General features: G+C 70.9%; 20 protein-coding genes. 14 read left to right on the top strand and 6 right to left on the bottom strand.

From position 1 onward, the window contains the following. Window positions 1–8 precede the first annotated feature (8 nt). Complete coding sequence (locus J8I33_RS14090; protein ID WP_209937091.1) at window positions 9–1,031, bottom strand: sensor domain-containing diguanylate cyclase; 1,023 nt, start codon at window positions 1,029–1,031, stop codon at window positions 9–11. Window positions 1,032–1,507: 476 nt separating this feature from the next. Here J8I33_RS14090 and bcsB point away from each other — a divergent pair, with 476 nt between their 5' ends. The 11 genes from bcsB (at window position 1,508) to J8I33_RS14035 (ending at window position 17,668) form a co-directional block, all read left to right on the top strand. Next, window positions 1,508–3,844: a cellulose biosynthesis cyclic di-GMP-binding regulatory protein BcsB gene (gene bcsB, locus J8I33_RS14085; RefSeq protein ID WP_209937084.1), complete on the top strand. Its 2,337-nt coding sequence runs from the start codon at window positions 1,508–1,510 to the stop codon at window positions 3,842–3,844. A gap of 3 nt (window positions 3,845–3,847) precedes the next feature. Continuing rightward, entirely contained in the window at window positions 3,848–5,068 is a 1,221-nt protein-coding gene (gene bcsZ / locus J8I33_RS14080; protein ID WP_209937077.1) for a cellulose synthase complex periplasmic endoglucanase BcsZ, read from the top strand. Next, complete coding sequence (locus J8I33_RS14075; protein WP_209937070.1) at window positions 5,053–8,961, top strand: cellulose synthase subunit BcsC-related outer membrane protein; 3,909 nt, start codon at window positions 5,053–5,055, stop codon at window positions 8,959–8,961. The genes bcsZ and J8I33_RS14075 overlap by 16 nt, the downstream gene beginning before the upstream one ends. A 9-nt stretch (window positions 8,962–8,970) precedes the next feature. Then, a complete protein-coding gene (bcsE, locus tag J8I33_RS14070) occupies window positions 8,971–10,950 on the top strand; it encodes a cellulose biosynthesis protein BcsE (protein ID WP_209937062.1) in 1,980 nt (659 codons plus the stop codon). Continuing rightward, entirely contained in the window at window positions 10,947–11,192 is a 246-nt protein-coding gene (locus J8I33_RS14065) for a hypothetical protein (protein WP_209927642.1), read from the top strand. Before bcsE ends, J8I33_RS14065 begins: the two co-directional genes overlap by 4 nt. Continuing rightward, window positions 11,189–11,968, top strand: coding sequence for a cellulose biosynthesis protein BcsQ (gene bcsQ, locus J8I33_RS14060; protein ID WP_050018047.1), 780 nt, complete (start codon window positions 11,189–11,191; stop codon window positions 11,966–11,968). Before J8I33_RS14065 ends, bcsQ begins: the two co-directional genes overlap by 4 nt. Further along, complete coding sequence (bcsA, locus tag J8I33_RS14055) at window positions 11,965–14,502, top strand: UDP-forming cellulose synthase catalytic subunit (RefSeq protein WP_209937054.1); 2,538 nt, start codon at window positions 11,965–11,967, stop codon at window positions 14,500–14,502. Before bcsQ ends, bcsA begins: the two co-directional genes overlap by 4 nt. Before the next feature lie 27 nt (window positions 14,503–14,529). Beyond that, a complete protein-coding gene (gene bcsG, locus J8I33_RS14050) occupies window positions 14,530–16,086 on the top strand; it encodes a cellulose biosynthesis protein BcsG (protein ID WP_050018049.1) in 1,557 nt (518 codons plus the stop codon). Next, window positions 16,068–16,265 carry a hypothetical protein gene (locus J8I33_RS14045; RefSeq protein ID WP_050018050.1) on the top strand — a complete coding sequence of 66 codons (198 nt, stop codon included), beginning with the start codon at window positions 16,068–16,070 and terminating at the stop codon, window positions 16,263–16,265. Before bcsG ends, J8I33_RS14045 begins: the two co-directional genes overlap by 19 nt. A gap of 196 nt (window positions 16,266–16,461) precedes the next feature. Continuing rightward, on the top strand, window positions 16,462–16,782 hold the full coding sequence (locus tag J8I33_RS14040; RefSeq protein WP_050018051.1) for a hypothetical protein: 321 nt from the start codon (window positions 16,462–16,464) through the stop codon (window positions 16,780–16,782). A gap of 130 nt (window positions 16,783–16,912) precedes the next feature. Beyond that, window positions 16,913–17,668, top strand: a complete 756-nt coding sequence (locus J8I33_RS14035) for a hypothetical protein (protein ID WP_050018052.1) — start codon at window positions 16,913–16,915, stop codon at window positions 17,666–17,668. A gap of 43 nt (window positions 17,669–17,711) precedes the next feature. Here J8I33_RS14035 and J8I33_RS14030 read toward each other — a convergent pair whose 3' ends face one another. From J8I33_RS14030 to J8I33_RS14015, 4 genes are read right to left on the bottom strand one after another with little or no spacing between them, the layout of a single operon-like run. Then, window positions 17,712–18,593 carry a pirin family protein gene (locus J8I33_RS14030; protein ID WP_209937046.1) on the bottom strand — a complete coding sequence of 294 codons (882 nt, stop codon included), beginning with the start codon at window positions 18,591–18,593 and terminating at the stop codon, window positions 17,712–17,714. Window positions 18,594–18,637: 44 nt separating this feature from the next. Beyond that, a complete protein-coding gene (locus J8I33_RS14025; protein ID WP_050018054.1) occupies window positions 18,638–19,030 on the bottom strand; it encodes an OsmC family protein in 393 nt (130 codons plus the stop codon). A 48-nt stretch (window positions 19,031–19,078) separates the two neighbouring features. After that, a complete protein-coding gene (locus J8I33_RS14020; protein ID WP_209937039.1) occupies window positions 19,079–20,659 on the bottom strand; it encodes a sodium:proton antiporter in 1,581 nt (526 codons plus the stop codon). Between the two features lie 25 nt (window positions 20,660–20,684). Further along, window positions 20,685–20,945, bottom strand: coding sequence for a XapX domain-containing protein (locus J8I33_RS14015; RefSeq protein WP_050018056.1), 261 nt, complete (start codon window positions 20,943–20,945; stop codon window positions 20,685–20,687). A gap of 277 nt (window positions 20,946–21,222) precedes the next feature. Here J8I33_RS14015 and J8I33_RS14010 point away from each other — a divergent pair, with 277 nt between their 5' ends. Continuing rightward, the gene (locus tag J8I33_RS14010; RefSeq protein WP_209937031.1) at window positions 21,223–21,909 is read left to right on the top strand and encodes a hydrolase; all 687 of its coding nucleotides are present in this window, start codon (window positions 21,223–21,225) and stop codon (window positions 21,907–21,909) included. 70 nt (window positions 21,910–21,979) lie between these two features. Here the strand turns inward: J8I33_RS14010 and J8I33_RS14005 are convergent, their stop codons facing one another. After that, a complete protein-coding gene (locus J8I33_RS14005) occupies window positions 21,980–22,903 on the bottom strand; it encodes a LysR family transcriptional regulator (RefSeq protein ID WP_050018058.1) in 924 nt (307 codons plus the stop codon). Window positions 22,904–23,002: 99 nt separating this feature from the next. Here J8I33_RS14005 and J8I33_RS14000 point away from each other — a divergent pair, with 99 nt between their 5' ends. Together J8I33_RS14000 and J8I33_RS13995 are read left to right on the top strand one after the other, a co-directional pair. Further along, window positions 23,003–23,170: a DUF1427 family protein gene (locus tag J8I33_RS14000; protein WP_050018059.1), complete on the top strand. Its 168-nt coding sequence runs from the start codon at window positions 23,003–23,005 to the stop codon at window positions 23,168–23,170. Between the two features lie 19 nt (window positions 23,171–23,189). Continuing rightward, a partial coding sequence (locus J8I33_RS13995; RefSeq protein ID WP_148093456.1) for a hypothetical protein occupies window positions 23,190–23,371 on the top strand: 182 nt, incomplete at its 3' end.

Raw genomic sequence — 23,371 nt, 5'->3', positions numbered from 1 at the left:
GCGATGCGTCATGCGCGGGACGTCCGTTGCGTCCGCGTGCGCTTGGCCTCGTACATCGCCTGGTCCGCATGCTCGATCAGCGCATTCATGTCGGTACCGTCGTCCGGCAGCATCGCGATGCCGACGCTGACGCCGAGCCGCAGCGGACGCCCGTCGAATTCGAACGGCTCGCCGACCTGCCGCGAGAGCCGCATGCTCTGCGTATGGGCATCGTCGCGGGTGCCGAGGTTCGGCAGGATCACCGCGAATTCGTCGCCGCCGACGCGCGCGACCGTATCCGAGCGACGCACCGCGGCCTGCATCCGCATGGCGACCTCGCGCAGCGCGGCGTCGCCCGCGCGGTGGCCGAATTCGTCGTTGATCGGTTTCAGCCCGTCCATGTCGATGTTGAGAATGCCGAGCCGGCCGCTCGCGCGCAGCGTCGTGTGCATCGACTGGCGCAGGCGGTCGTAGAACAGCGCGCGGTTCGGCAAGCCCGTCAGCGCGTCGTGCGTCGCCCGCAGATAGAGTTCGTTCGCTTCGTTGCGGGCCGCGTGGAACATCGCGGCGGCGATCAGGTCGGCCATCAGCCGCAGCGTGGCCGCGTCGGCCGGCGAAAAGCCGTCGACGTCCGGCGACATCACCTTCAGCACGCCGACCGTCGTGTCGGCGTGCGTGAGCGGCATCACGAGCATCGAGCGCAGGCCGACCCGGCGGCACGCATCGCGATCGACGCGCGGGTCGGCTTCCGAATCGACGCAGTGCAGCAACTTGCCCTGCTGCACGCACAGGCCCGACAGGCTGCCCGAGCGCCGCAACCGTAGCCCGAGCATCCCGGCGGCCGTGCCCGACGCGGCGCGGTACACCATGTCGTCGCCTTCGGCGAATTCGACCGCGGCGGCGCTCGCGCCGGTGAGCTGCGGCACCTGCTCGGCCACGTAGGCCATCACGCTGCCGAGGTCGAGGCCGAGTTTCGCGATTTCGGCTTGAGCGGCGATGATGCGCAGCAGCGTCCCGGCGGACGGGGTGGCGGCGTCGGCGATTTGATCCAAGTCAGTTTTCCGTGAAGAAAGTACGTCGTGCGGCGCGTACTTGCGGTAGCATACGCGCCGCTTGCGGCAGCGCATTCCGGGCGGTCCGCACGGAATGCAGGCGATGCCCGGCCAGCCGTATCGCGCCGGCAGTATGCCGTTCCAGCCGTCCGGCTGGCAACGGCGCAACTCTTGCCATTCACTCTTCCTGCTCGGCATTTCCGACCGAATTGAGATTTTTTCGCCTCTCAGTCGCGAATCACGGTAAGTTTTGTTCTATTTTTGAGATGGTGTGGCGAATGATGGGCGCCGGTGCCAGGCGTCCCTCAGCGCGACGAACCGGTCATTGAAGCATCCGCCGCGTCGTACCGATAAATGCAATCAAGCCAGATATGAGGGGAAGCAGAGGGGATGTGCACTCACGGGCATAGCTGCTTTGCGCGCGTCGGTTGCGACGCGCAGGATGATCGGACGATCGTGACGACGCGGGGCCGCGCATGAAGCCGGCCGTGTCGCTGTTCGTCCTGGCGGCCGCGATGACCGGCGCTTTCCATACGGCCGCGCTGTCGGCCGCGCCGCTGCCGGCGGTGCCGGCCGCTGCGTCGACGGCCGCGGCCGCTCACGCGGCGGCGCCCGATGCGGCGCCAATCGCGGTGCCCGCGGCCGCGCCGGCGGCGGCCAGCGTCCCGGCCGCCGGCCTGCCGGCGACGACCGTGCGTGTGCCGTTCGCGTCGCTCGGCGCGTTCGATCCGCTGCGCCTGCGCGGCGCCGACGACGCCCGCACGATCAACGCCGGCGTGCGGCTCGACCGCGTGATCACCGGCGCACGCTTGCGCCTGACCTACGCGTATTCGCCGTCGCTGGTCTTTGCGCTGTCGCACCTGAAGGTGTCGGTGAACGGCGAGGTGGTTGCGACCGTCCCGTTCGACGCCGCGCGCGCGGGCCGCACGGTCACGCAAGAGATCCCGATCGATCCGCGCTACTTTTCCGATTTCAACCAGATCGGCCTGCGCCTGATCGCGCATTACACGCTCGACCATTGCGAGGATCCGACGAACTCGGCGCTGTGGGCCGACGTGAGCCCGACGAGCGAGCTGATCCTCGACGAATCGCCGGTGCGCCTGCCGAACGATCTCGCGCTGCTGCCCGCGCCGTTCTTCGACCGGCGCGACAACGGCCGCGTGCGGCTGCCGTTCGTGCTGCCGGCCACGCCCGATTCGGCGACGCTGCGCAGCGCGGGCGTGCTCGCGTCGTGGTTCGGCGCGCTGGCCGACTACCGGCATGCGCGCTTCCCGGTGTCGACCGCGCTGCCGGCCGACGATCAGGCCGTCGTGGTCGGCACGGTCGCGACGCTGCCGGCCGGTCTCGCGCTGCCGCCCGTGAACGGCCCGCTGCTCGCGGTCGCCGACAGCCCGGCCGCGCCGAGCCGCAAGCTGCTGGTCGTCACGGGCCGCACGGCGGCCGAGGTCGACGACGCGGTCGCGACGCTCGTGCTCGGCCGCGCGGCGCTGTCGGGGCCGGCGGCGACGGTCGCGCACGTCGATCTCGGCGCGCCGCGCAAGCCGTACGACGCGCCGCGCTGGCTGCCGGTGAACCGGCCGATCGCGTTCCGCGAGCTCGTGAACGACCCGCGCCAGCTGGAAGTGCGCGGCACGACGCCCGACGCGATCCGGCTGAACCTGCGCGTGCCGGCCGATCTGCATTCGTGGAACGGCGCGGGCGTGCCGATCACGTTGCGCTACCGCTACACGGCGCCGACCGTGCAGGACAATTCGACGCTCGCGGTCGAGATCAACGATCAGCTCGTGAAGTCGTACCGGCTCGGGCCGGCCCAGGCGGAGGACGCGCACGGCCGCATGCAGCTGCCGTTGCTGTCGGTGCCGGAAGGGCGCGTGACGAGCGACGTCGACATTCCCGCGTTCCGCGTCGGAAGCGGCAACCAGCTGCAGTTCCGCTTCACGCTCGATTCGCAGAAGACGGGCCTGTGTTCGAGCACGGCCACCGAGCCGCAGCGCGCGGCGATCGATCCCGATTCGACGATCGACTTCTCGCACTTCGTCCATTACGCGCAATTGCCGAACCTCGCGTTCTTCGCGAACAGCGGCTTCCCGTTCACCCGCTTCGCCGACCTGTCGCAGACGGCCGTCGTGATGCCCGACCGGCCGTCGCCGCAGGAGCTCGAGGCCTATCTGACGATGCTCGGCCACATGGGCGAATGGACCGGCTTCCCGGCGCTGCGCGTGCAGGTCGCGCGGCCCGGCGACGTCGCCGCGCTGTCCGGGCACAAGGACCTGCTCGTGATCGACGGCTCGCCCGCGTCGCCGCTGCTCGCGCAGTGGCGCACGGCGCTGCCGCTCGCGATCGGCGAGCAGGGCGCGGCCGACGGCGCGGGCACGACGCGCGTCGCGTTCACGGTGAAGGAGCGCTGGCGCAACGGCGTGGGCGTCGCCGACGGCGGTGCGCACATCGAACAGGCGGGCCCGCTCGCGGCGCTCGCCGGTTTCGAGCTGCCGGGCAGCCGCGGTCGCAGCGTCGTCGCGCTGACCGCGACCGGCCAGCCGCGCCTCGGCGATCTGCTCGACGTGTTCGAGAACGCCGGGCTCGTGTCGCAACTGCAGGGCGACCTCGCGCTGGTGCGGCCGGGGCAGGTCGACAGCCTGCGGGTCGGCGAGCCTTACGTGGTCGGCTTCGTGCCGTGGTATGCGCGCGTATGGACGGAGGCGGCGCGGCATCCGGTCGTGCTCGGCGCGGTCGGCGTCGTCGCGGGGCTCTTGCTCGCGCTCGGCGTGTTCAGCGTGCTGCAGCGAATCGCCGCGCGTCGACGGGGGATGTAACGGATGGCGCGGGCAATGACGAAGCGACGGGCAACGCAGCCGGCGCGGCGTGTCGGCGCGATGCTCGCGCTGGCGGTTGCGGTGACGTGCGCGGCGGCCGGCATGGCCACGCGCGCGCACGCCGCGCCGGCCGATGCGGCGGGCGCGGGATGCGGCGCGGCGTGGCCGCGCTGGGACGCGTTCAAGCGCGATTTCATCTCGGCCGACGGCCGCGTGATCGACGTCGGCTCGGCCGATTCGCGCACGGTATCGGAGGGGCAGGCGTATGGACTGTTCTTCGCGCTGGTCGCGAACGACCGGCGCATGTTCGACACGATCCTCGCATGGACCGAGAACAACCTCGCGCAGGGCGACCTGAGCGCGCACCTGCCCGCGTGGCTGTGGGGCCGTGCGCCCGACGGTGCGTGGCGCGTGCTCGACGCGAACGCGGCGTCGGACGCCGACCTGTGGATCGCGTATGCGCTCGTCGAGGCCGGGCGGCTGTGGCGCGAGCGCAGCTATACGGCGCGCGGTGCGCTGCTCGCGAAGCGCGTGCTCGACGACGAGACGGCGACCGTGCCGGGCCTCGGCCTCACGCTGCTGCCGGGGCCGACCGGGTTCAAGCTCGCGAACGGCCAATGGCGCGTGAATCCGAGCTATTCGCCGCCGCAGGTGATTCGCGCGCTCGGCGCGCGGCTGCCCGACGACCGGCGCTGGGCCGCGCTCGCCTCTAGCACCGCTCGCGTGCTGCTCGACACCGCGCCGAAGGGCTTCTCGCCCGACTGGGCGCTGTATCGCGCGGGCAAGGGCTTCGGGCCCGATCCCGACACGCACGCGGAGAGTGCGTACAACGCGATCCGCGTGTACCTGTGGGCCGGCACGCTGGACCGCGCCGATCCGCTTGCCGCGCCGCTGCTCGCGAAGTTCGCGCCGTTCGCCGACCATATCGCCGCGCATGGCGCGCCGCCGGAGAAGGTCGATACGACGACGGGCGTCGCGGGGCCGAACGACGGCAACGGCGGTTTCTCCGCGGCGGCCGTGCCGTTTCTCGACGCGCGCGGCCAGCATGCGCTCGCGGAGGCACAGGCGGCCCGCGTCGATACGCTCGCGCGCCAGTCGGCGCCTGGCTATTACACGAGCGTGCTGACGCTGTTCGGCCTCGGCTGGCGCGACGGCCGTTACCGGTTCGGGGCGGACGGCACGCTCGACACCCGCTGGGGAGGCCGTTCGTGCGCCGCCCGCTGAAGCGCGCCGCGCCGCACGTCGCGGGATTCGCGTGGCTCGCGTCGTCGGTGTGCGCGGCGGCGCCGGGCGCTGCGACGGGCACGGCGATCGCGAACCCCGCGACACCGGCGACCTCGGCCGCCGCCGATGCGCGGCGCGAGCTCGACACCGCGCGGATGTGGGGCACCAAGCATCGCGACGATCTCGCCAGCGATGCGTTGCGCAAGGGCCTGCTGATCGCGCCGGGCGACCCCGAACTGCTGGCCGAACAGGTGCGCGTGCTGCTGCGGCTCGGCGACGCGAAAGGCGCGCAGGCGTCGCTCGCGCGGCTGCAGGCGCAATCGCCGAATGCGCCTGCCACGCGGCGGGTGGCCGACGAATACCGCGTCGCGACGAGCGGGCGCGGCGAGATGGCGCAGATTCGACTGCTCGCACGCAGCGGCCGCGCCGACGAGGCGGCCCGGCGCATCGTCGCGCTGTTTCCGAACGGCGCGCCGTCGGGCGCGCTCGGCGCCGAGTATTACCAGATCGTGTCGAACGCGCCGGGCGGGCGGGAGCCGGCGATCGCCGCGCTGCGCCGCGCGATCGCCGCCGATCCGCGGGACACGAGCGCGTCGGTCGCGCTCGCGCGGCTGTTGAACCAGCGCGACGACACGCGCGCGGAAGCGAACCGGATCGCGTCGTCGCTCGCGAAGCGCGCCGACGCGGACCATACGGAAGCGATGGCGCTGTGGCGGCGCGTGCTGCAGTCGGCCGGCAGCGACCCCGCGTATCTCGATGCGCTGCATGCGTATCTCGCGCTCGCGCCGGACGACACCGAATTCCGCGATCGTGCGGCCGGCCTCGACCGGCAACGCGACGCGCAGCGCAGGCTCGAACGCGATCCCGACTACATCGCGCAGCAGCGCGGGCTGCAGGCGCTCGCGCGCGGCGACCTGGCCGCCGCCGATCCGCTGCTCGCGCGCGCCGCGCGGGCGCGCTCGGACGACGCCGACGCACTGGGCGGGCTCGGCCTGCTGCGTCTGCGCGAAGGGCGGCACGACGAAGCGCGCGCGCTGTTCGCGCGGGCGGCGGCGCGTGCGACCGACCAGCGCGGCAAATGGCAGGGCCTCGCGCGGACCGCGCAGTTCTGGGGGCTGCTCGCGCAAGGCCGCGAAGCGGCCAGCGCCGGGCGAGCGCAGGATGCCGAGCGCGCCGCGCGTGCGGCGCTCGCGATGCAGCCCGACAACCCCGACGCGAAGCTGCAGCTCGCCGATGCGCTGCTCGCGCAGCGCGACTGGGCGCAGGCGGAGCCGTTGCTGCGCGGCTTGCTGGCCGCGCGTTCGCCGAGCGTGTCGGCCGTGCGCGACACGGCCACGCTGTATGAAAACACCGGCCGCGCGGACCGGATCGGCCCGCTGCTCGACGCGCTGCAAGGGCGCGTGACGGGCGCCGACGATCGCCGTACGCTCGACGGCCTGCGCGGCGACGTGCTCGCGAACGAAGCGCGTGCGCTGGCCGACAAGGGCGCGCGCGGGCCGGCCGCGCAACGCTACGAGGCGGCCGTGCGCGCGGCGCCCGACGCGCCGTGGACGCGCTTCGCGCTCGCGCGCCTCTATCGCGACATGGGGCTGCCGCAGCTTGGCCGCACGGTGATGGACGACGGGCTCGCGCGCAGCGACACGCCCGAGATGCGCTACGCGAGCGCGCTGTACCGCAACTCGATCGACGATGTCGCGGGCGCGCAGGCCGCGCTGGCGCCGGTCGACGATGCGCACCGGTCGGACGGGATGCGGGCGCTGGCGCGCAAGCTCGATGCGCAAAGCGCGCTGGCCGACGCACGAAGCGCGCATGCACGCGGCGACCGCGCGGCCTTTGCCGCCACGCTCGCGCACGCGCACGCGAGCGCGCCGGACGATCCCGACATGCTCGCGGCGATCGGCGCCCAGTGGATCGACGCGGGCGAACCGGAGCGCGGCCTCGCGCCGCTGCGCGACTGGATCGCCGCGCATCCGCGCGAAGCCGACGCGGACGTGCGCTTGCGCTACGGCGACCTGCTCGGCAGCGCGGGGCGCGACGAGGCGCTCGCCGCGTGGCTCGACATGCTGCGTCGCGACCCGTCGCTGACGCCCGCGCAGACGGCGCGACTGGAGGACCAGTCGCTGCGGCTCGTGCTGCGGCAGACCGACGACGCGATCGCACGACAGGACTATGCACGGGCGCGCACGCTGCTCGATCGCGCGAGCCCGGCCGGCCGCGCGGACAAGCGTTACGCGCTCGAACGCGCCGATCTCGAACGCGCGCAGGGCCATTACGACGCGGCGCGCGACGCGCTCGCGCCGGTCGTCGCGCGTACGCCGGACGATGCCGATACGCAGCTCGCGCTCGCCCGGATCGACGAGGACAGCGGCAACCGAGCCGCCGCACGTGAGCGCGTGCAGGCCGTGCTGGCGCGCACGCCGGACGACGATGTCGACACGCAATTGTCGGCGGTGCGCCGCCTGAACGCGCTGCGCCGCCCGGACGAAGCCGCGCAGGTGACCGACCGGCTGCAGGCCGCGTATCCGGCGCGCGCCGACGTGACGGTCGCGGCCGGGCGCGTGGCCGAGGCGCAAGGCCGCTACGACGATGCGGCGTCGCTGTACCGGCTGTCGCAGTCGCAGGAACGCGCGACGGGCGTGAGCCCGGGCCGCGACGGGCTCACGCCCGCACAGGCCGCGTTCGCGGACCTCGCACAGCGACGCAATCCCGAGATCGAGACCGGCTGGATACCCGCGTACAAGTCGGGCGACGAAGGCATCTCGTCGTATCGCGCGCAGCAGGTGCCGATCTACATGCAGATGCCGATCCGCTACGACGGGCACGTGTTCGCGCAGATCGACACCGTGCATCTCGATCCGGGTACGCTCGATACGAGCGACCCGAACGCGTATTCGCTGAAGACGTTCGGCACGTATGCGGGGCTCAGGGTGCCGAACGGGCTGCCGCCGCCGTTCCAGCCGAATCCGCAGGCCGCCGCGCTGCTCGCGAATCCGTCGGGCTCGCTGCACCAGTCGACCACGGGCGTCGCGCTCGGCGCCGGTTACCTGTCCGATGCATGGCGCTTCGATCTCGGCACGTCGCCGCTCGGCTTCCCGGTGCATTACCTGGTCGGCGGCGTGCGCTACCGCTTCGACGCGGGCCCCGCGAGCTTCTCGGTGAACGCGTCGCGGCGGCCGGAAACGAGCAGCGTGCTGTCGTACGCGGGGATGCGCGACCCGTGGACCGGCGCGGTGTGGGGCGGCGTGCGCCGCGACGGCGTGAACCTGCGCGCGTCGGTCGACGTCGGCCGCACGAACCTGTTCGCGGAACTCGGCGCGGGCGTGCTGTCGGGCCGCAACGTCGAACGCAATGCGGAAGTCACGCTGCGCACCGGCTTCACGGTGCCCGTCTACGAGCGCGCGACGATGAAGGTCAGCACCGGGCTCGTCGGCAATGCGTGGCACTACGCGCAGAACCTGCGCTACTACACGTACGGGCAGGGCGGTTACTACAGCCCGCAGCGCTATCTGTCGCTCGGCGTGCCGATCGAATGGGCGGGGCGGCACGATGCGCTGTCGTGGGACCTGACCGTCACCGGCGGGATCTCCAACAGCTACGAGAAGGATTCGCTGTATTACCCGACGCTCTCCGGCCAGCGCGCCGCGCAGGTCGCGGCCGGGTTCGTGTACGCGGGCAGTTCGACGCGCGGCGTGTCGTTCTCGTACGGCGTGAACGGCATCGTCGAGTATCGCGTGAACCCGCACCTGAGCGTCGGCGCGCAGTTGCAGATCGACCGGTCGCACGACTATGCGCCGAGCTCGGCGCTCGTGTACCTGCGCTATGCGTTCGATGCGCGCGCGCCGCGCAACTGGCTCGTGACGCCGACGCCCGTGCGGCTTTATTCGGATTACTAGGGGACTGCCGTGAATACGGAATTCGATGCCACCCGCTCCGCGTCCGGCGCTGTCAGCCTGGTCGATCGCCTGCGCGCGCTGCTGCGTGTGGGGTCGGCGCGCGGCCGCGCCGGCGCATTGAGCCGGCTCGCGATCGACAGCCTGCCCGATACCTGGACGCAACTGGAGGCCGGCGGTCTTTACGCGATCTACGCGGCCGGCGGCACGCCGGGATGCGACGCGCTGGTGTGGGAAAGCGCACGCCAGGCGCGCACGCGCGACGTCACGATCGTGCTCGCGCGCGATCCGGCGCGCGTCGCCGCGCAAATGGAATCGCTCGGCTTCGCGGGCGGCGCGCAGCCGGCCGGCTGGCCGCGCAACCTGAACGTGCTGGCGATGCCGCCGGCGGCCGAGCCGGCCGACGCCGGTGCCGACGCCGGTGTGATCGCCGCTGCGCCGCGCGGCGTGGCGCCGGGCCCGTTCGCGCGGCTGACCGGCGGCTTGCGCGCGATGAAGCGCTACGGGCTGCATGCCCGTTCGCTGTATTTCGTCGAAGGCGCGCAGCGCTGGTTCAGCTGGGACGATCCGGTCGCGCTCGCGGATGAAGCGCACGCGCTGGCCGACTGGTGCCGCACGCGCCGGATCGCGCTCGTGCTGCTGCTCGATCCCGAAGCGACCCGGGCGGGCGACGCCGCGCGCGCCGACGATGCGCCGCTCGTGCGCGACGCGGATCGTACGCCGCGCAGCGGCTTCCACGGGATCTGCTCGGGCGTCGCGCAGTTGCAGCGCACGCACGGCGAGCTGCTGTGGGTCGTCGATTTCTGGCGCGCGGGCGACACGCTCGCGGCCGGCGAGGTGCGCCCGCTGCGCTTTGCGCCGGGCGGCCGGCTGTCGGCGAGCGTCGATGGCGGCGCGACCGAACCGGCGCGCCGGATGAAGCTCGCGAGCGACGAGGATCGCGTGGTGGTCAGCCGCGCGGTGCTCGACGGCGCGAGCCGCGTGCCGGACGGCTGGGAGATCGTCGACGACAACGCGGCCGTCGTCGCCGCGTGCGCGAGCGCGCAGGCCGCGACCGCGGTGCTCGTGTTCCGCTCGCACGCGCAGCTCGAAGCGCTGTGCGCGGACGTGCACGCGCTGCGCCGGCAGTGCGGCGGCGCGCTGAAGATCGCGGTCGTCGAGCGTGGCGAGGTGCTGCGCCACCAGTTCGAGGTGCTCGTGCTGAGCGTCGGCGCGAACCGGGTCGTCGCGCGCGACTTGCCCGTCTCGCGGATGCAGGCCGCCGTGCATGCGCTGCGCGGCCAGCTCTACGCGCGGCCCGTCGCGGCCGACTATCGCGCGGCGCTCGCCGCCGCGCTCGGCGATTCGGTGCTCGGCTATCTGCCGGTCGGCACGTTCTGCCAACGGATTCGCGCGGTGCTCGACCGCGGCGCGGTGCTCGCGCTGCCGCACGCGCTCGCGAAGCTCACGCTGCTGCCGGGCGTGTCGCACGTCGACGCGCTGCGGCACTGCCGGCCGCGCCGCGCGGGCGACGTCGTGACGGCCGATGCAGGGCATCTGTTCGTGTTCCTGTTCGCTTGCGAGCCAGTGGACGCCGACGATGCGCTCGCGCGGATCTTCGACGTGCCGGTCGATACGCTGTCCGATCGCGTCGTGTGCCTCGGCCAGGGCAGCATCGACACCGAGCTCGACGCGCTGAAGGCCGAGAACCGGCGCGCGCCGATCGCCGACTACAGCGACCTGTTCGCGGCGCCGCAACCGGCCGCCGCCGCGCGCGCGGCGCCTGCGCCCGCTGGTCCCGGCACGGCGTTGCCCGACGCGAGCGAGGTGAGCGACGCGATCGAGGCGATCGATACCGTCGTCGCGCTCGACGCGATCGGCGTGCCGCAGGCATCCGCGTCCGGCGCCATCGACGCCGTCGACGCGTCGCCGCCGCAACCCGTCATTCCCGCCGCGCGTGCGCGCGGCGCCGTCCGCAGCGCGATGCCGCTGCGCAAGCAGGAGGACGCATGATCGCCGAACTCGTCATCGGCTTCATCGTCGGTATCGCGATTGCGGTGCCGGTGTGGATCGTCGCGCAGCACCTCGGCATCGGCCGCGGCTTCCACGCGCCGCGCGGCATCGACCGGCGCGACGCGGTGCCGTGCGAGCTCGTGCCGGTCGCGCTGCGCGGCCGCCTGCTGCCGGATGTCGGCGGCGAAGAGGCCGACGAACGCCACGAACGCCACGAACGCGACAGCGAGGCGGCACGATGAAGACGATCGCCCTCACGTCGACGACGGGCGGCGCGGGCCGCACGACGCTGGCCGCCGCGCTCGCGGTGCTGCTCGCGCGCCGCGGCCGGCCGGTCGTCGCCGTCGAATTCGATGCACAGAACCTGATGGGCGCGACGCTCGGCCTCGATACGCTGGCCGAACACGGTCTCGCGCACGGCCTGCTCGGCGGCGCCGAACCGTGGCACGCGCACACGTGGCGCAACGCCGACGGCGTGCTGTTCGTGCCGTACGGGCAGGTCGATGCGGCCGGCGCCGCCGCGTGCGATGCGCGGCTCGCTGCCGATCCGGCCTGGCTGTCGCGCGCGCTCGACGAGATCGCGCTGCCGGCCGACGGCGTCGTGCTGGTCGACACCGCGCGCTATCCGTCGCCGCAGGCCGAGCAGGCGATTCGCCGCGCGGACCTGACGCTCGTCGTCGTGCCGCCGGAGCCGGTCGCGTGCGCGACGACGGCCGCGCGGCTCGGCGCGCTGCGGGCCGGCCGCGGCGAACTGCAGATCGTCGTGAACCGGCTGAACCCGGCGCGCGACATGCAGCGCGACGCGCTGGCGATGCTGCGCGCGGTCGCGGGGTCGGCGTCGATGCTCGAGCAGCGCATCCACGTCGACGCGGCGGTGCCCGAAGCGCTCGCGCGCGGCAGCTGGATCTTCGACGATGCGCCGTATTCGCAGGCGTCGCACGACCTGAACGGCGTCGCGAACTGGGTCGACACGTGGCTGACGGCGGCCGTCGCCGGCCGCGCGGGAGGCGTGCGATGAAGGCCGCGCTCGCGTCGCGACTGCGCGCGTTCGGCCGTCGCGCGGCCGACTGGTGCGCGCGCGGCATCGGGCTGCCGGCGGAACGCACGCGGGTGGACTGGTTCGTGCGGCTGTTCTTCCACGCACCGCCGCCCGGCCGCCCCGATCATGTGCGCCGCTGGGTGCGCGTCGCGTTCCTGCGGCTCGCGTACGACTGGGGCGTGCTGCAGCCGCTCAGCGTGCGCGAATGGCTGTGGCGCGCGATCGTGCGCGCGCCGCGTGCGGCCGACGGCCGGCCCGCGCGCGATCCGCTCGCGTGGTTCGATACGTTCGTCGTGCCCGTCTACGTGGCCGGCCGTGCGGTCGGCCGGCGCCTCAATGCGCTGCTCGAGCGCCTGCCGTGGGGGCGCTGGGGCGGCTGGCTCGATGCGCGCGCGAACGGCGTCGGCCGGCGCCCGTGGCTCGCGCCGCTGCTGCTCGTCGCCGGCGCGGTGCTGTGGGCCGCGGCCGGGATGTCGCCGCTGATGCCCGGCGCGCAGTTCGCGTTCTTCGCGATCGTCGCGGTGCTCGCGCTCGCGCTGCGCCGCCTGCCGGGCCATCTGCCGACCCTCGCGCTCGCGTCGCTCGCGCTGCTGGCCACGCTGCGCTACGTGTGGTGGCGCACGACGCAGACGCTCGACTTCCGCAGCCCGGTCGAGGCCGTCGCCGGCTACCTGCTGTACGGCGCCGAAGCCTATACGTGGATGATCCTGCTGCTCGGCTTCGTGCAGACCGCGTGGCCGCTCGACCGGCCGATCGTGCCGCTGCCCGACGATCCGGACACCTGGCCGACCGTCGACGTTTATATCCCGACCTACAACGAGCCGCTGTCGGTCGTTAAGCCGACCGTGTTCGCCGCGCAGAGCATCGACTGGCCGAGCGCGAAGCTGCGCGTGTACCTGCTCGACGACGGCCGGCGCCCCGAGTTCGCGGCATTCGCGGCCGAGGCCGGCATCGACTACCTGACGCGCGACGACAACCTGCACGCGAAGGCCGGCAACATCAACCGCGCGCTGCCGAAGACGCATGGCGACTACATCGCGATCTTCGACTGCGATCACGTGCCGACGCGCTCGTTCCTGCAGACGACGATGGGCGTGTTCCTGCGCGACCCGAAATGCGCGCTCGTGCAGACGCCGCACCATTTCTTCTCGCCCGATCCGTTCGAGCGCAATCTCGGCACGTTCCGCGAGGTCCCGAACGAGGGCAACCTGTTCTACGGCCTCGTGCAGTCGGGCAACGACCTGTGGAACGCGACGTTCTTCTGCGGATCGTGCGCGGTGCTCAAGCGCAGCGCGCTGGAGGAGGTCGGCGGCGTCGCGGTCGAGACCGTGACCGAGGACGCGCACACCGCGCTCAAGCTGCATCGGCGCGGCTATACGTCGGCGTACCTGCCGACCGTGCAGGCGGCCGGCCTCGCGACCGAAAGCCTCGCCGGCCACGTGAAGCAGCGCACGCGCTGGGCGCGCGGGATGGCGCAGATCTTCCGGATCGACAACCCGTTCCTCGGGCGCGGGCTCGGCTTCATCCAGCGGATCTGCTACGGCAACGCGATGCTGCATTTCTTCTACGGGATTCCGCGGCTGGTATTCCTGACGATCCCGCTCGCGTACCTGTTCTTCCACCTGTACTTCATCAACGCGTCGTCGTTCGCGCTCGCGAGCTACGTGATCCCGTATCTCGTGCTCGCGAACGTCGCGAACTCGCGGATGCAGGGGCGCTACCGTCATTCGTTCTGGGCCGAGGTCTACGAATCGGTGCTCGCGTGGTACATCGCGCTGCCGACCACCGTCGCGTTCTTCAGCCCGAAGCACGGCAAGTTCAACGTGACCGACAAGGGCGGCAAGATCGACGAAGGCTACGTCGACTGGTCGACGTCGAAACCGTATCTCGTGCTGTTCGCGCTGAACGTGCTCGCGATCGTCGCCGGCCTGTGGCGGCTCGTGGCCGACCAGGGCGACGAGGCGTCGACGATCCTGATCACGCTCGGCTGGACCGTCTACAACCTCGCGATGCTCGGCGCGGCGCTGGCCGTCGCGCGCGAGGCCAAGCAGGTGCGCGTCACGCACCGGATCGCGATGCGCGTGCCGGCGATGCTGCTGCTCGCCGACGGCTCGACCGCCGCGTGCTTCACGAGCGACTACTCGACCGGCGGCCTCGGGCTCGAAGCGGTGCCGGGGCTGCCGCTCGCCGTCGGCGACACGCTGACGGTGTGCGTGACGCGCGGCGACCGCGCGTTTCCGTTCCCGGTGCGCGTGACCCGTGCGACGCCGACCCATGTCGGCGTGAGCTTCGAGGCACTGACGCTCGAGCAGGAGCGCCAGCTCGTGCAATGCACGTTCGGCCGCGCGGATGCGTGGCTCGACTGGCACGAAAGCGCGCGGCCCGACACGCCGCTCGGCGGGCTCAAGGAAGTGCTGCGGATCGGGCTGGACGGTTATGTACGAATGTGGAAGGGTGCGGCGCGCGGCGTGCAGGCCATGCTCGCGCCGAAACTCGATCGCGCGCGCGACTGACGCGGCGCGCATCATGGAGTGGGTTAGATGACGTTCTGGAATCTGTATTTCATCCTGAAGTTCGCGCTGTTCGCGACCGGGCGCCTGCAGCCGTTCTGGCTCGCGAACCTCGCGTTCGCGGTGGCGCTCGTGGCGAGCGCGCCGATCCGGTCGCGCGCGTGGCGCATCGTCCGGCAGGTCGTGGCGATCGCGATCGCGGTGCCGCTGCTCGCGCGCGAGCTGCATGCGCCGCCGCTCGCCCGTCTCGCGGAGGCCGCGCGCGAGGTCAGCACGTTCCGTCTCGACTACTGGATGGAGCTGTTGCCGCGGCTGCTGCCGCCCGTGCTGGCGCTGACGATCGTCGGCGTGCTGATCGTCTATTTCATCGTCAATCGCTGGCTGCGCGTCGCGACGTTCGTGGTGGCCGTGCTGATCGTGATGCCGCTGTGGCAGGCCGGCAGCGGGCTGATGGCGCGCGTCGCCGCGCCGGCGCAGCCGCAGGCGAACGCGGCGGGCGCCACGCGCGTCGACCAGCCTGAGGATCACAACGCGGCGCTCGCGACGTTCCGCGCGCAGGAGTCGCAGCGGCAGGTCGCGTTCGGCCATCTCGGCAGCGATCCGGCCGCGCAGTTCGACGTGATCGTGCTGCACATCTGCTCGCTATCGTGGGACGACCTCGATGCGGCGAAGGTGCGCAACCATCCGATGCTGAGCCACTTCGACTACCTGTTCACGAACTTCAGCACGGCCGCGAGCTACAGCGGCCCGGCGGCGATCCGCGTGCTGCGCGCGAGCTGCGGGCAGGAAGCGCATGCCGACCTGTACAAGAGCGCGCCGCAGCAGTGCCATCTGTTCTCGCAACTGGCGGGCGCCGGCTACACGGTGCAGTCGCTGCTGAACCACGACGGCCATTTCGACAATTTCCTGCAGGTGATCCACGACAACATCGGCGTGGCCGATGCGCCGATGATCTCGAACGCGGCCGCGCCGGTCGCGATGCATGCGTTCGACGGCTCGGCGATCAAGGACGACTACTCGACGCTCGCGAACTGGTACGCGCAGCGCGCGGCGGTGCCGGGGCCGGTCGCGCTGTACTACAACACGATCAGCCTGCACGACGGCAACCGTGTCGTCGGCAGCGCGCTGACGAGCATCGACTCGTACCCGCAGCGCGCGACGAAAATGATGACCGACTTCGACCGTCTCGCCGACCTGATCGCGCAATCGGGCCGCCGTGCGGTGATCGTGTTCGTGCCCGAGCACGGCGCCGCGTTGCGCGGCGACAAGAACCAGGTCGCGGGGCTGCGCGAGATTCCGACGCCGCGCATCGTGCACGGGCCGGTTGGCGTGCGGCTCGTCGGCTTCACGGGCAACCACGGCGCGACGACCGTGATCGACCAGCCGACCAGTTTCCTCGCGCTCGCGCAGTTGCTGTCGAATCTCGTGTCGAACAGCCCGTTCAAGCCGGGCGCGACGCTCGCGCAATACGCGGCCGATTTGCCGCGCACGCGGATGATCGGCGAGAACGAGGGCACGGTGACGATGCAGACGGCCGCGGGTTACGCGGTGAAAACTCCGGACGGCGTATGGATCGACGAACAGTGACGATTTCCGGCGAAGGCGACGACGATCGCCTGTCGCAACCGAACGACGTGATCGGCCTCGCGCGGCATCTGCCCGCGCTCGACCCCGAGCGCTACGTCGACGAACAGGCGCGTCGCGCGTTCGACGCGTCGCTCGATCGCTGGCCGACGCTCGCGAAGCTGATGGGATTGAAGGCCTGAAGGAACAGCGGCCCGGCGGGAGATCCCCGATTTTAATCAGGCGTGGTTGACACGAGACTAGACCGATCTATATCATTTGGCGCAGTCCATCGGGCATACGTTCCAGGCTGTTTCGGCTATTCCATCGAATAGCCGCGCGAGCAGCGCGTATGTTTATTCGATAAACGGGCGATAAAAGTCAAATAATGGAGGGTTTATGCGTTCGGCAAGCGCTATTCTCGTCGGGCTGACGGTATTGCTGGTGTCCGGCTGCGCGGGTATCGCCGGCAGCACCAACATGCTGACCGACGACAAGATCAAGTCCAGTACGGCCGGCACGCTGGGGTACTCGCCCGATGAACTCGTCATCGTCAATCGCCGCACCGAAGGGACGAATACCTACGTCAACCTGAAAGCCAGGGACGGCAAGGAGTTCGCGTGCACGATCAACGGCGGCAATCTGCTGTCTTTCGGCATGACGAACCCGCCGGTTTGCAATCGCAAGGGGCAGCCGCGTCAGGGTGGCCCGTTCTCTTGAACGTAAAGGTCGTACGGTCGGGCTCTGACCGGCGCCGTCGCCAGGGCGGTCCGGCGATCCGCGTCGCAGCTGCCGGTGCCGGTCACCGCAGATTCATTGGGTGTTTGTCTCGTATCGGTTGGGGGCTGCCATGTCGTATCACATTCGGATCGCGTTTCGAACGGCAGGGCTGTGCGCGGCCATGGTCGCCGCGCTGTCGGGGTGCGCAGGGATGTTGAACGCATCGTCCGGCCCGCAGCCGGAACGCGTGGCGGCGCAGAAGGAAGACGGCGCACGCTATACCCAGACGCTGACGTCGTTCATCGCGCTGGTGTCGAGCGCCCAGGCCTCCACGCCCGACAGTCGCGCCAGAATACTCGACGCTTACCAGCGCGTCCTGTATCAATACTCGGTGGCCGCCGTGAGCTGGGTGCGGCTCGTCCATCCGTCGCTGCAGCCGCTGCCGCCGTCGCTGCAGCCGCTTCCCGCGCCGACGGGCACGCCCACGACGGCCGAGGTCGATCGCGGCTATGAACACGCGCTCGAGATGCGGGTGGCGATGTGGGATATCGGCGAGGCGGCGATCTGGGGGAAGACCTCGAAGATGTCGATCCCCCGCTACCGAGGCACCGCGCCTGCCGTGCCGGTGCCGCCGCCGCTGCCGCCATTCCAGGACGCGCGCGATCCCCGGTATGCGAGGCTGGTTGCGCTGACGAAGCAGGCGGACGACGCGCAGCGCGCGTCGATCGAGCAACAGCGGCAGGTAGAGTCCAAAGCGTTGGCCAACGCGCTTGCCATGGCGAGGGCCGTGCCGTACTCGCCGCCGCAAGCGCAGGCGCAGCCTCGGCAGGAACAGCGCTGGTGTACGCAGTCGGGTGGCGGGGTCGTGGGCCTCGTGCCATGCTGAGCGCGCATCGCCGGGCGGCCGTGGCCGCCCGTTGCGCGTGGCGTCATACCCTGCGTTCCGGCTGGCGCGTCCATTCGTTTTCTTCGCCCGGCACCTTGCCGAACGTCTGATCGGCCCACGCGGCACGCGCCGCATCGATCTTCGCGCGTTCGCTCGACACGAAATTCCATTCGATGAAACGCTCTCCCGGCAGGTGCGCGCCGCCGAGCAGCATCACGCGTGCGCCGTTCGTGCTGGCCAGCGCGACGGTCGCGCCCGGTTCGAGCACGGCCATCGTCGCGGGGGCGAGCGGCGTGCCGTCGATGCCGAGGTCGCCGTCGACGAGATATACGCCGCGTTCGTCGTGCTCCGCATCGAGCGCGAGCTGCCCGCCCGGTGCGAATTCCGCATACGCATAGAGCGTCGGCGAGAACACGGCGACCGGCGACGCGCGCCCGAACGCGGTGCCCGCGATCACGCGCACGGTCACGCCGTCGCGCGTGAACGACGGCAGCGTGTCGGCCGCATGGTGAACGAACGCGGGCGTGGTGTCTTCGTGCTCGACCGGCAGCGCGACCCAGGTCTGGATCCCGTGCACCGGCTGCTCGCGCGGCCGATCCTCGTCGGGCGAGCGCTCCGAATGCACGATGCCGCGGCCGGCCGTCATCCAGTTCACGTCGCCCGGCACGATCTTCTGCCGGAAGCCGAGGCTGTCGTGATGCATCAGCGAGCCGTCGAACAGGTAGGTGACGGTCGCGAGCCCGATGTGCGGATGCGGCAGCACGTCGATGCCGCGGCCGGCCGGCAGCACGGCCGGGCCCATCTCGTCGAAGAAGATGAACGGGCCGACGAGGCGCGCGGCGCGCGCGGGCAGCACGCGGCGCACGACGAGGTTGCCGATGTCGCTTTCGCGCGGCGTGAGCAGGGTCTTGATCGAGGCGGACATGACGGGAATCTCGTGACGGGGGCGGTGGCGGTGACGGGAGGTACTCAGGCGATCGCCGTGTCGATCGCGATCGGGTGCGTGAGGATCTTGTGCACCGGGCACGCGTTCGCGATCTGCAGCAGGCGTTCACGCTGCTCGTCGGTCAGGTTGCCGTCGAGCGTGATGCGGCGCACGATCGTGCTGCCCGCGCTGCCCGATTCGTGCGCGAGCTTCACGTGCACTTCGGCGAGCGGCCAGCCTTTTCGTTGCGCAACCATCTTCAGCGTGATCGCCGTGCACGCGCCGAGGCTCGACAGCAGCAGGGCGACGGGCGTCGGCGCCGTATCGCCGCCGCCGAGCGACGCGGGTTCGTCGGCGCGCCACTGGTGGACGCCGTCGGTGAAGTGGACGAGGTAATCGACCGGGCCGATGCTCGCTTCGACGGTGAGTTCGCTCATTGAAATTCCAGGTGGGGAAAGGGGGCGGGCCTGCCGGCAGGCCGGACGTCAGGGTTCGAGCAGGCGCTGCAGCCGCAGCTCCTCGAAATCCAGTTCGGATTCTATGCGGTGCAGCACCGCGTCGTCGACCCGGCCGTCGCGATGCAGGCCGAGCAGCGCGTCGCGCGACACGCCGACGAGTTCGAGCTCGACGCGCAGCATCCGCGCGCGCACGTCCGCGGGCTCCGCGCCGTCGCGGTGCGCGCGTTCGTTGAACGCGACGCGGCTGCGGTATTCGGTCAGCAGCCGGTCGAGCGATGCGCGTTCGAGGCCGGCGCCGCGCTGCTCGCGCGCGGCGAGCTCGGCAAGCGCCGCGCCGAACGTGTGCGCGCGCACCGCGTGTTCGGACATCGTGCGGCGCGCGGCCGGGCGCAGTTTCAGCACGCGGATCAGCGGCGCGAGCGTGCCGCCCTGCACGACGAGCGTCGCGATGATCAGCAGGAACGTGCTGAACAGGATCAGGTCGCGGCCCGGGAAATTGGCCGGCAGCGCGATCGCGGCCGCGAGGCTCACGACGCCGCGCATGCCCGACCAGCCGAGCACGACGGCTTCGCGCCACGACCACGCCGCGTGGCCCGCGCGCCGCGCGCGCAGGCGGCCCGGCAGCCACATCGCGACGAACACCCACACGATGCGCGCGCTGATTGCGGCGGCCGTCGCCGGCAGCGCGACCCGCAGGCCGGCCATCAGCACCGCGCCTTCGTGGTTCACGCCCGCGAGGATCGCGTGCAGCGCGAGGCCGATCAGGATGAACACGAGCGCGTCGAGCACGAACACGATCGCTTCCCACGTCGCCTTCGCCTTGATCCGCATGTCGGCGCCGAACACGCGATGCTGGCGCACGCCGAGCACGAGGCCGCAGGTGACGACCGACAGCACGCCGGAGCCGTGGACGGCTTCCGCGATCCCGTAGCTGCCCCATGCCATCGCGAACGTTACGACGATGCCGAGCATCGGCTCGCGCAGGCGCTGCAGCACCCAGCACATCGCATGGCCGCACGCGAGGCCGACCGCGATGCCGATCAGCGTGAGCGAGAAGAACAGGCCGGTCGCGCTCGCCGCCGTGATCGATACGGCGAGCGCGGCCGACACGGCCATCTGGTACAGCAGCAGGCCCGATGCGTCGTTGACGAGGCTTTCGCCTTCCAGCACCGCGACGAGCCGCGCGGGCAGCGGGTGGCGCTGCAGGATCGCCTTCGCGGCGACCGCGTCGGGCGGCGACACGATCGCGCCGAGCGTGAAGCACGCGGCCCACGGCAGCGCGGGATTCGCCGCATGCACGGCGAGCGCGACCGCGACGGTCGTGAACGCCACGGCCCCGAGCGCGAGCGACGCGATCGAGGCGAGCTCCTGCCGGAATTCCTTCCAGGCGGTATAGAACCCGCTCGACATCAGCAGCGGCGGCAGCACGGCCGCGAGCAGCAGCGCCGGGTCCATGTCGGGCACGCGCTTGCCGGCGACGGCGACCACGCAGCCGCCGAGCAGCAGCACGACGGCCGGCGGAATCGAGATTCGCTCGGCGAGCCAGGTGAGGGCGCCCGCGCCGCAGATCAACAGCAACAGGTAATGGAACAGCTCGACGTTGGTCATGCGTGGCCGGCGGCGATGGGGTGGATCAAGAAGGCTTGCGGTCGTTCGCGGCGCCGCCCGGCAGCGCGCCGAACATGTGCTGGCTGCACTTCGCATCGCGCCATGCGGTGTTCAGACGATGGCCGGACAGCATGCGCCGCGCGACGGGCAGGATCTGTTCGCCGGCCAGCATGCCGAGCAGGCCGACGAGCGCGATGACCGGCGGCGCGGGCGAGTTCACGCCGATCGCGCCGTAGATGACGCCGGCGAGGATGCCGGCGAGCAGCGACAGGACATACGGTTTCATGGTGGTGCGCCTCGTGATGGCCGAGCGGCACCGGAACGGCGCCGTCAGAGTCTTGAAAGCGTATCGGGTTTGCGTGAAGAAAAAAAGGGCGGGCGGCCCCGAACGGACATCCATTCGGGAATCGGATCGATTCCATTCCTTGGGTGTTCGCGCCGCGCGTTTGCGGCTTAAATGTGTCGGCCCGGATGATGACGATCCGGCGCCGACGCATTCCGGGCGCCTCCCGTTTTCACGGTCGAGGCGGGCCCCCTTTTTCCGTTCACAGGACCCATCCGCCATGAGCAACCCGAAACTTGAGGTACTGACGCCGCAGAACAGCCAGCTGATCTTCATCGATCAGCAGCCACAGATGGCGTTCGGCGTGCAGTCGATCGATCGCCAGACGCTGAAGAACAACGTCGTCGGGCTCGCGAAGGCCGCGAAGGTCTTCGACATCCCCACCACGATCACGACGGTCGAAAGCGAGAGCTTCTCGGGCCACACGTATCCCGAACTGCTCGACGTGTTCCCGAACCAGAAGACGCTCGAACGCACGTCGATGAACTCGTGGGACGACCAGAAGGTACGCGACGCGCTCGCCGCGAACGGCCGCAAGAAGGTCGTCGTGTCGGGCCTGTGGACCGAAGTCTGCAACACGACGTTCGCGTTGTGCGCGATGCTCGAAGGCGACTACGAGATCTACATGGTCGCCGACGCATCGGGCGGCACGACGCAGGCCGCGCACGACTTCGCGATGCAGCGCATGGTGCAGGCCGGCGTCGTGCCGGTCACGTGGCAGCAGGTTCTGCTCGAATGGCAGCGCGACTGGGCGCGCCGTGACACCTACGATGCCGTGGTTGCGATCGCCAAGGAGCATTCCGGCGCATACGGGATGGGCATCGACTACGCGTACACGATGGTCCACAAGGCGCAGCAGCGTACCGCGACGCCGCACGAGTCGATTCCGGCCGTGCCGGCGAAGTAACGGGCCGCCGGCCGGCCGCGCTTGCCGCGACGGTTACTGCGGCGATCGCGTGCCGTCGGCCGTCACGCGTTCAGGCGGCGGGCAGCGCCCACGGCGCGCGCGAAAAATGTTCGGCGAGGAAATCGAGCAGCACCGTCACGCGCGCGGCGCGCAGCATGCCGGGCGGCGTGACGAGGTTCACGTTGATGTCGGCGATCTTCCAGTCGCTCATCACTTCCTCGAGCGCGCCGCGCTGCAGTTCGTCCCACACCAGGAACTCGGGCTGCAGCGCGAGGCCGTGACCGCCGACGAGCGCGGGGAGGATCACGTCCGCATTGTTCGTGCGAATGCGACCATGCACGTTCACCCCGACATCCTCGCCGGATGCCGAATGGCGGAAGCGCCAGTGCTCGGGCGTCGGCAGGTTCGTATACGTGAGGCACACGTGCTGTTCGATGTCGCGCGGATGCGTGGGGCGGCCGCGCCGGTCGAGATACGCGGGCGACGCGACGAGCGGCCGGCGCACCGCGCAGAGGCGACGCGAGCGCAGCGTCGAATCGCTCAACTCGGCGATGCGGATCGCGACGTCGAAGCCGCCCGATACGATGTCGACGATGTGATCGGTGAGCACGAGATCGATGTCGACGCGCGGATAGCGCTCGAGAAACGCGGGCAGCACCGGCGACAGATGGTGCAGCCCGAACGACATCGGCGCGTTCACGCGCACGAGGCCGTGCGGTTCGAGCGCTTGCGCGGTGGCCTCGTTCTCGATCAGTTCCGCGTCGGCGAGCAGGCGGATCGCGCGGTCGCGCAGCAGTTCGCCGGTCGGCGTGAGCGACAGCTTGCGCGACGTGCGGTACAGCAGCATCGCGCCGAGGCGCTTTTCGAGGCGCGCGATCGCTTTCGACACGGTCGGTTGCGAGACGCCGAGCAGCTCGGCGGCTTTCGCGAACGAACCGGTCTCCGCGACGCGCGCGAAGATGGCCCAGGCCTCGAGATCAGGAAGGTGTTGCATGGTCGGAACGGATGGCAGGGAAGCGAAACGGATGCGAGGGGAGCGTAGCATGCGGCCGATGCGATGCGGATCATTCTAATCCGGCCGGGAGAAATCGTTATGGAATCTTATCTAGTTTCATTGGGCGCCGGCGTGCTGATCGGCGTCGTGTACAGCGTGATCAAGGTACGCTCGCCTGCGCCGCCGCTGATCGCGTTGGTGGGCCTCGCCGGCATGCTGGTCGGCGTGCAGGCCATCGCGCCCGTTCGTCACTGGCTCGGCTTCTGACCGCATTGAGGAGATGTCAATGAGCGCAACCGATACTCAACCCGATCTGATCCTGCACAACGGGCACATCACGACGCTCGACCGCGCGAACCCGGTCGCGACCGCCGTCGCGATCAAGGACGGCCGCTTCGTCGCGGTCGGCAGCGAAGCGGACGTGATGCCGCTCGCGGGCCGCGCGACGAAGGTGGTCGATCTCGGCGG

The sequence above is a fragment of the Burkholderia sp. AcTa6-5 genome (assembly GCF_017815075.1).
GTDB lineage: Bacteria > Pseudomonadota > Gammaproteobacteria > Burkholderiales > Burkholderiaceae > Burkholderia > Burkholderia sola.
The sequence above is the reverse complement of the archived record's forward strand: the minus strand, read 5'-3'. Positions and strand labels throughout refer to the sequence as shown.

What these genes read in the sequence shown, in the direction of transcription:
- bcsB (WP_209937084.1), top strand. Translation starts at nt 1,508, where the DNA reads ATGAAGCCGGCCGTGTCGCTGTTCGTCCTGGCGGCCGCGATGACCGGC.
- bcsZ (WP_209937077.1), top strand. Translation starts at nt 3,848, where the DNA reads ATGGCGCGGGCAATGACGAAGCGACGGGCAACGCAGCCGGCGCGGCGT.
- J8I33_RS14065 (WP_209927642.1), top strand. Translation starts at nt 10,947, where the DNA reads ATGATCGCCGAACTCGTCATCGGCTTCATCGTCGGTATCGCGATTGCG.
- bcsQ (WP_050018047.1), top strand. Translation starts at nt 11,189, where the DNA reads ATGAAGACGATCGCCCTCACGTCGACGACGGGCGGCGCGGGCCGCACG.
- bcsA (WP_209937054.1), top strand. Translation starts at nt 11,965, where the DNA reads ATGAAGGCCGCGCTCGCGTCGCGACTGCGCGCGTTCGGCCGTCGCGCG.
- bcsG (WP_050018049.1), top strand. Translation starts at nt 14,530, where the DNA reads ATGACGTTCTGGAATCTGTATTTCATCCTGAAGTTCGCGCTGTTCGCG.
- J8I33_RS14045 (WP_050018050.1), top strand. Translation starts at nt 16,068, where the DNA reads ATGGATCGACGAACAGTGACGATTTCCGGCGAAGGCGACGACGATCGC.
- J8I33_RS14040 (WP_050018051.1), top strand. Translation starts at nt 16,462, where the DNA reads ATGCGTTCGGCAAGCGCTATTCTCGTCGGGCTGACGGTATTGCTGGTG.
- J8I33_RS14035 (WP_050018052.1), top strand. Translation starts at nt 16,913, where the DNA reads ATGTCGTATCACATTCGGATCGCGTTTCGAACGGCAGGGCTGTGCGCG.
- J8I33_RS14030 (WP_209937046.1), bottom strand. Translation starts at nt 18,593, where the DNA reads ATGTCCGCCTCGATCAAGACCCTGCTCACGCCGCGCGAAAGCGACATC.
- J8I33_RS14025 (WP_050018054.1), bottom strand. Translation starts at nt 19,030, where the DNA reads ATGAGCGAACTCACCGTCGAAGCGAGCATCGGCCCGGTCGATTACCTC.
- J8I33_RS14020 (WP_209937039.1), bottom strand. Translation starts at nt 20,659, where the DNA reads ATGACCAACGTCGAGCTGTTCCATTACCTGTTGCTGTTGATCTGCGGC.
- J8I33_RS14015 (WP_050018056.1), bottom strand. Translation starts at nt 20,945, where the DNA reads ATGAAACCGTATGTCCTGTCGCTGCTCGCCGGCATCCTCGCCGGCGTC.
- J8I33_RS14010 (WP_209937031.1), top strand. Translation starts at nt 21,223, where the DNA reads ATGAGCAACCCGAAACTTGAGGTACTGACGCCGCAGAACAGCCAGCTG.
- J8I33_RS14005 (WP_050018058.1), bottom strand. Translation starts at nt 22,903, where the DNA reads ATGCAACACCTTCCTGATCTCGAGGCCTGGGCCATCTTCGCGCGCGTC.
- J8I33_RS14000 (WP_050018059.1), top strand. Translation starts at nt 23,003, where the DNA reads ATGGAATCTTATCTAGTTTCATTGGGCGCCGGCGTGCTGATCGGCGTC.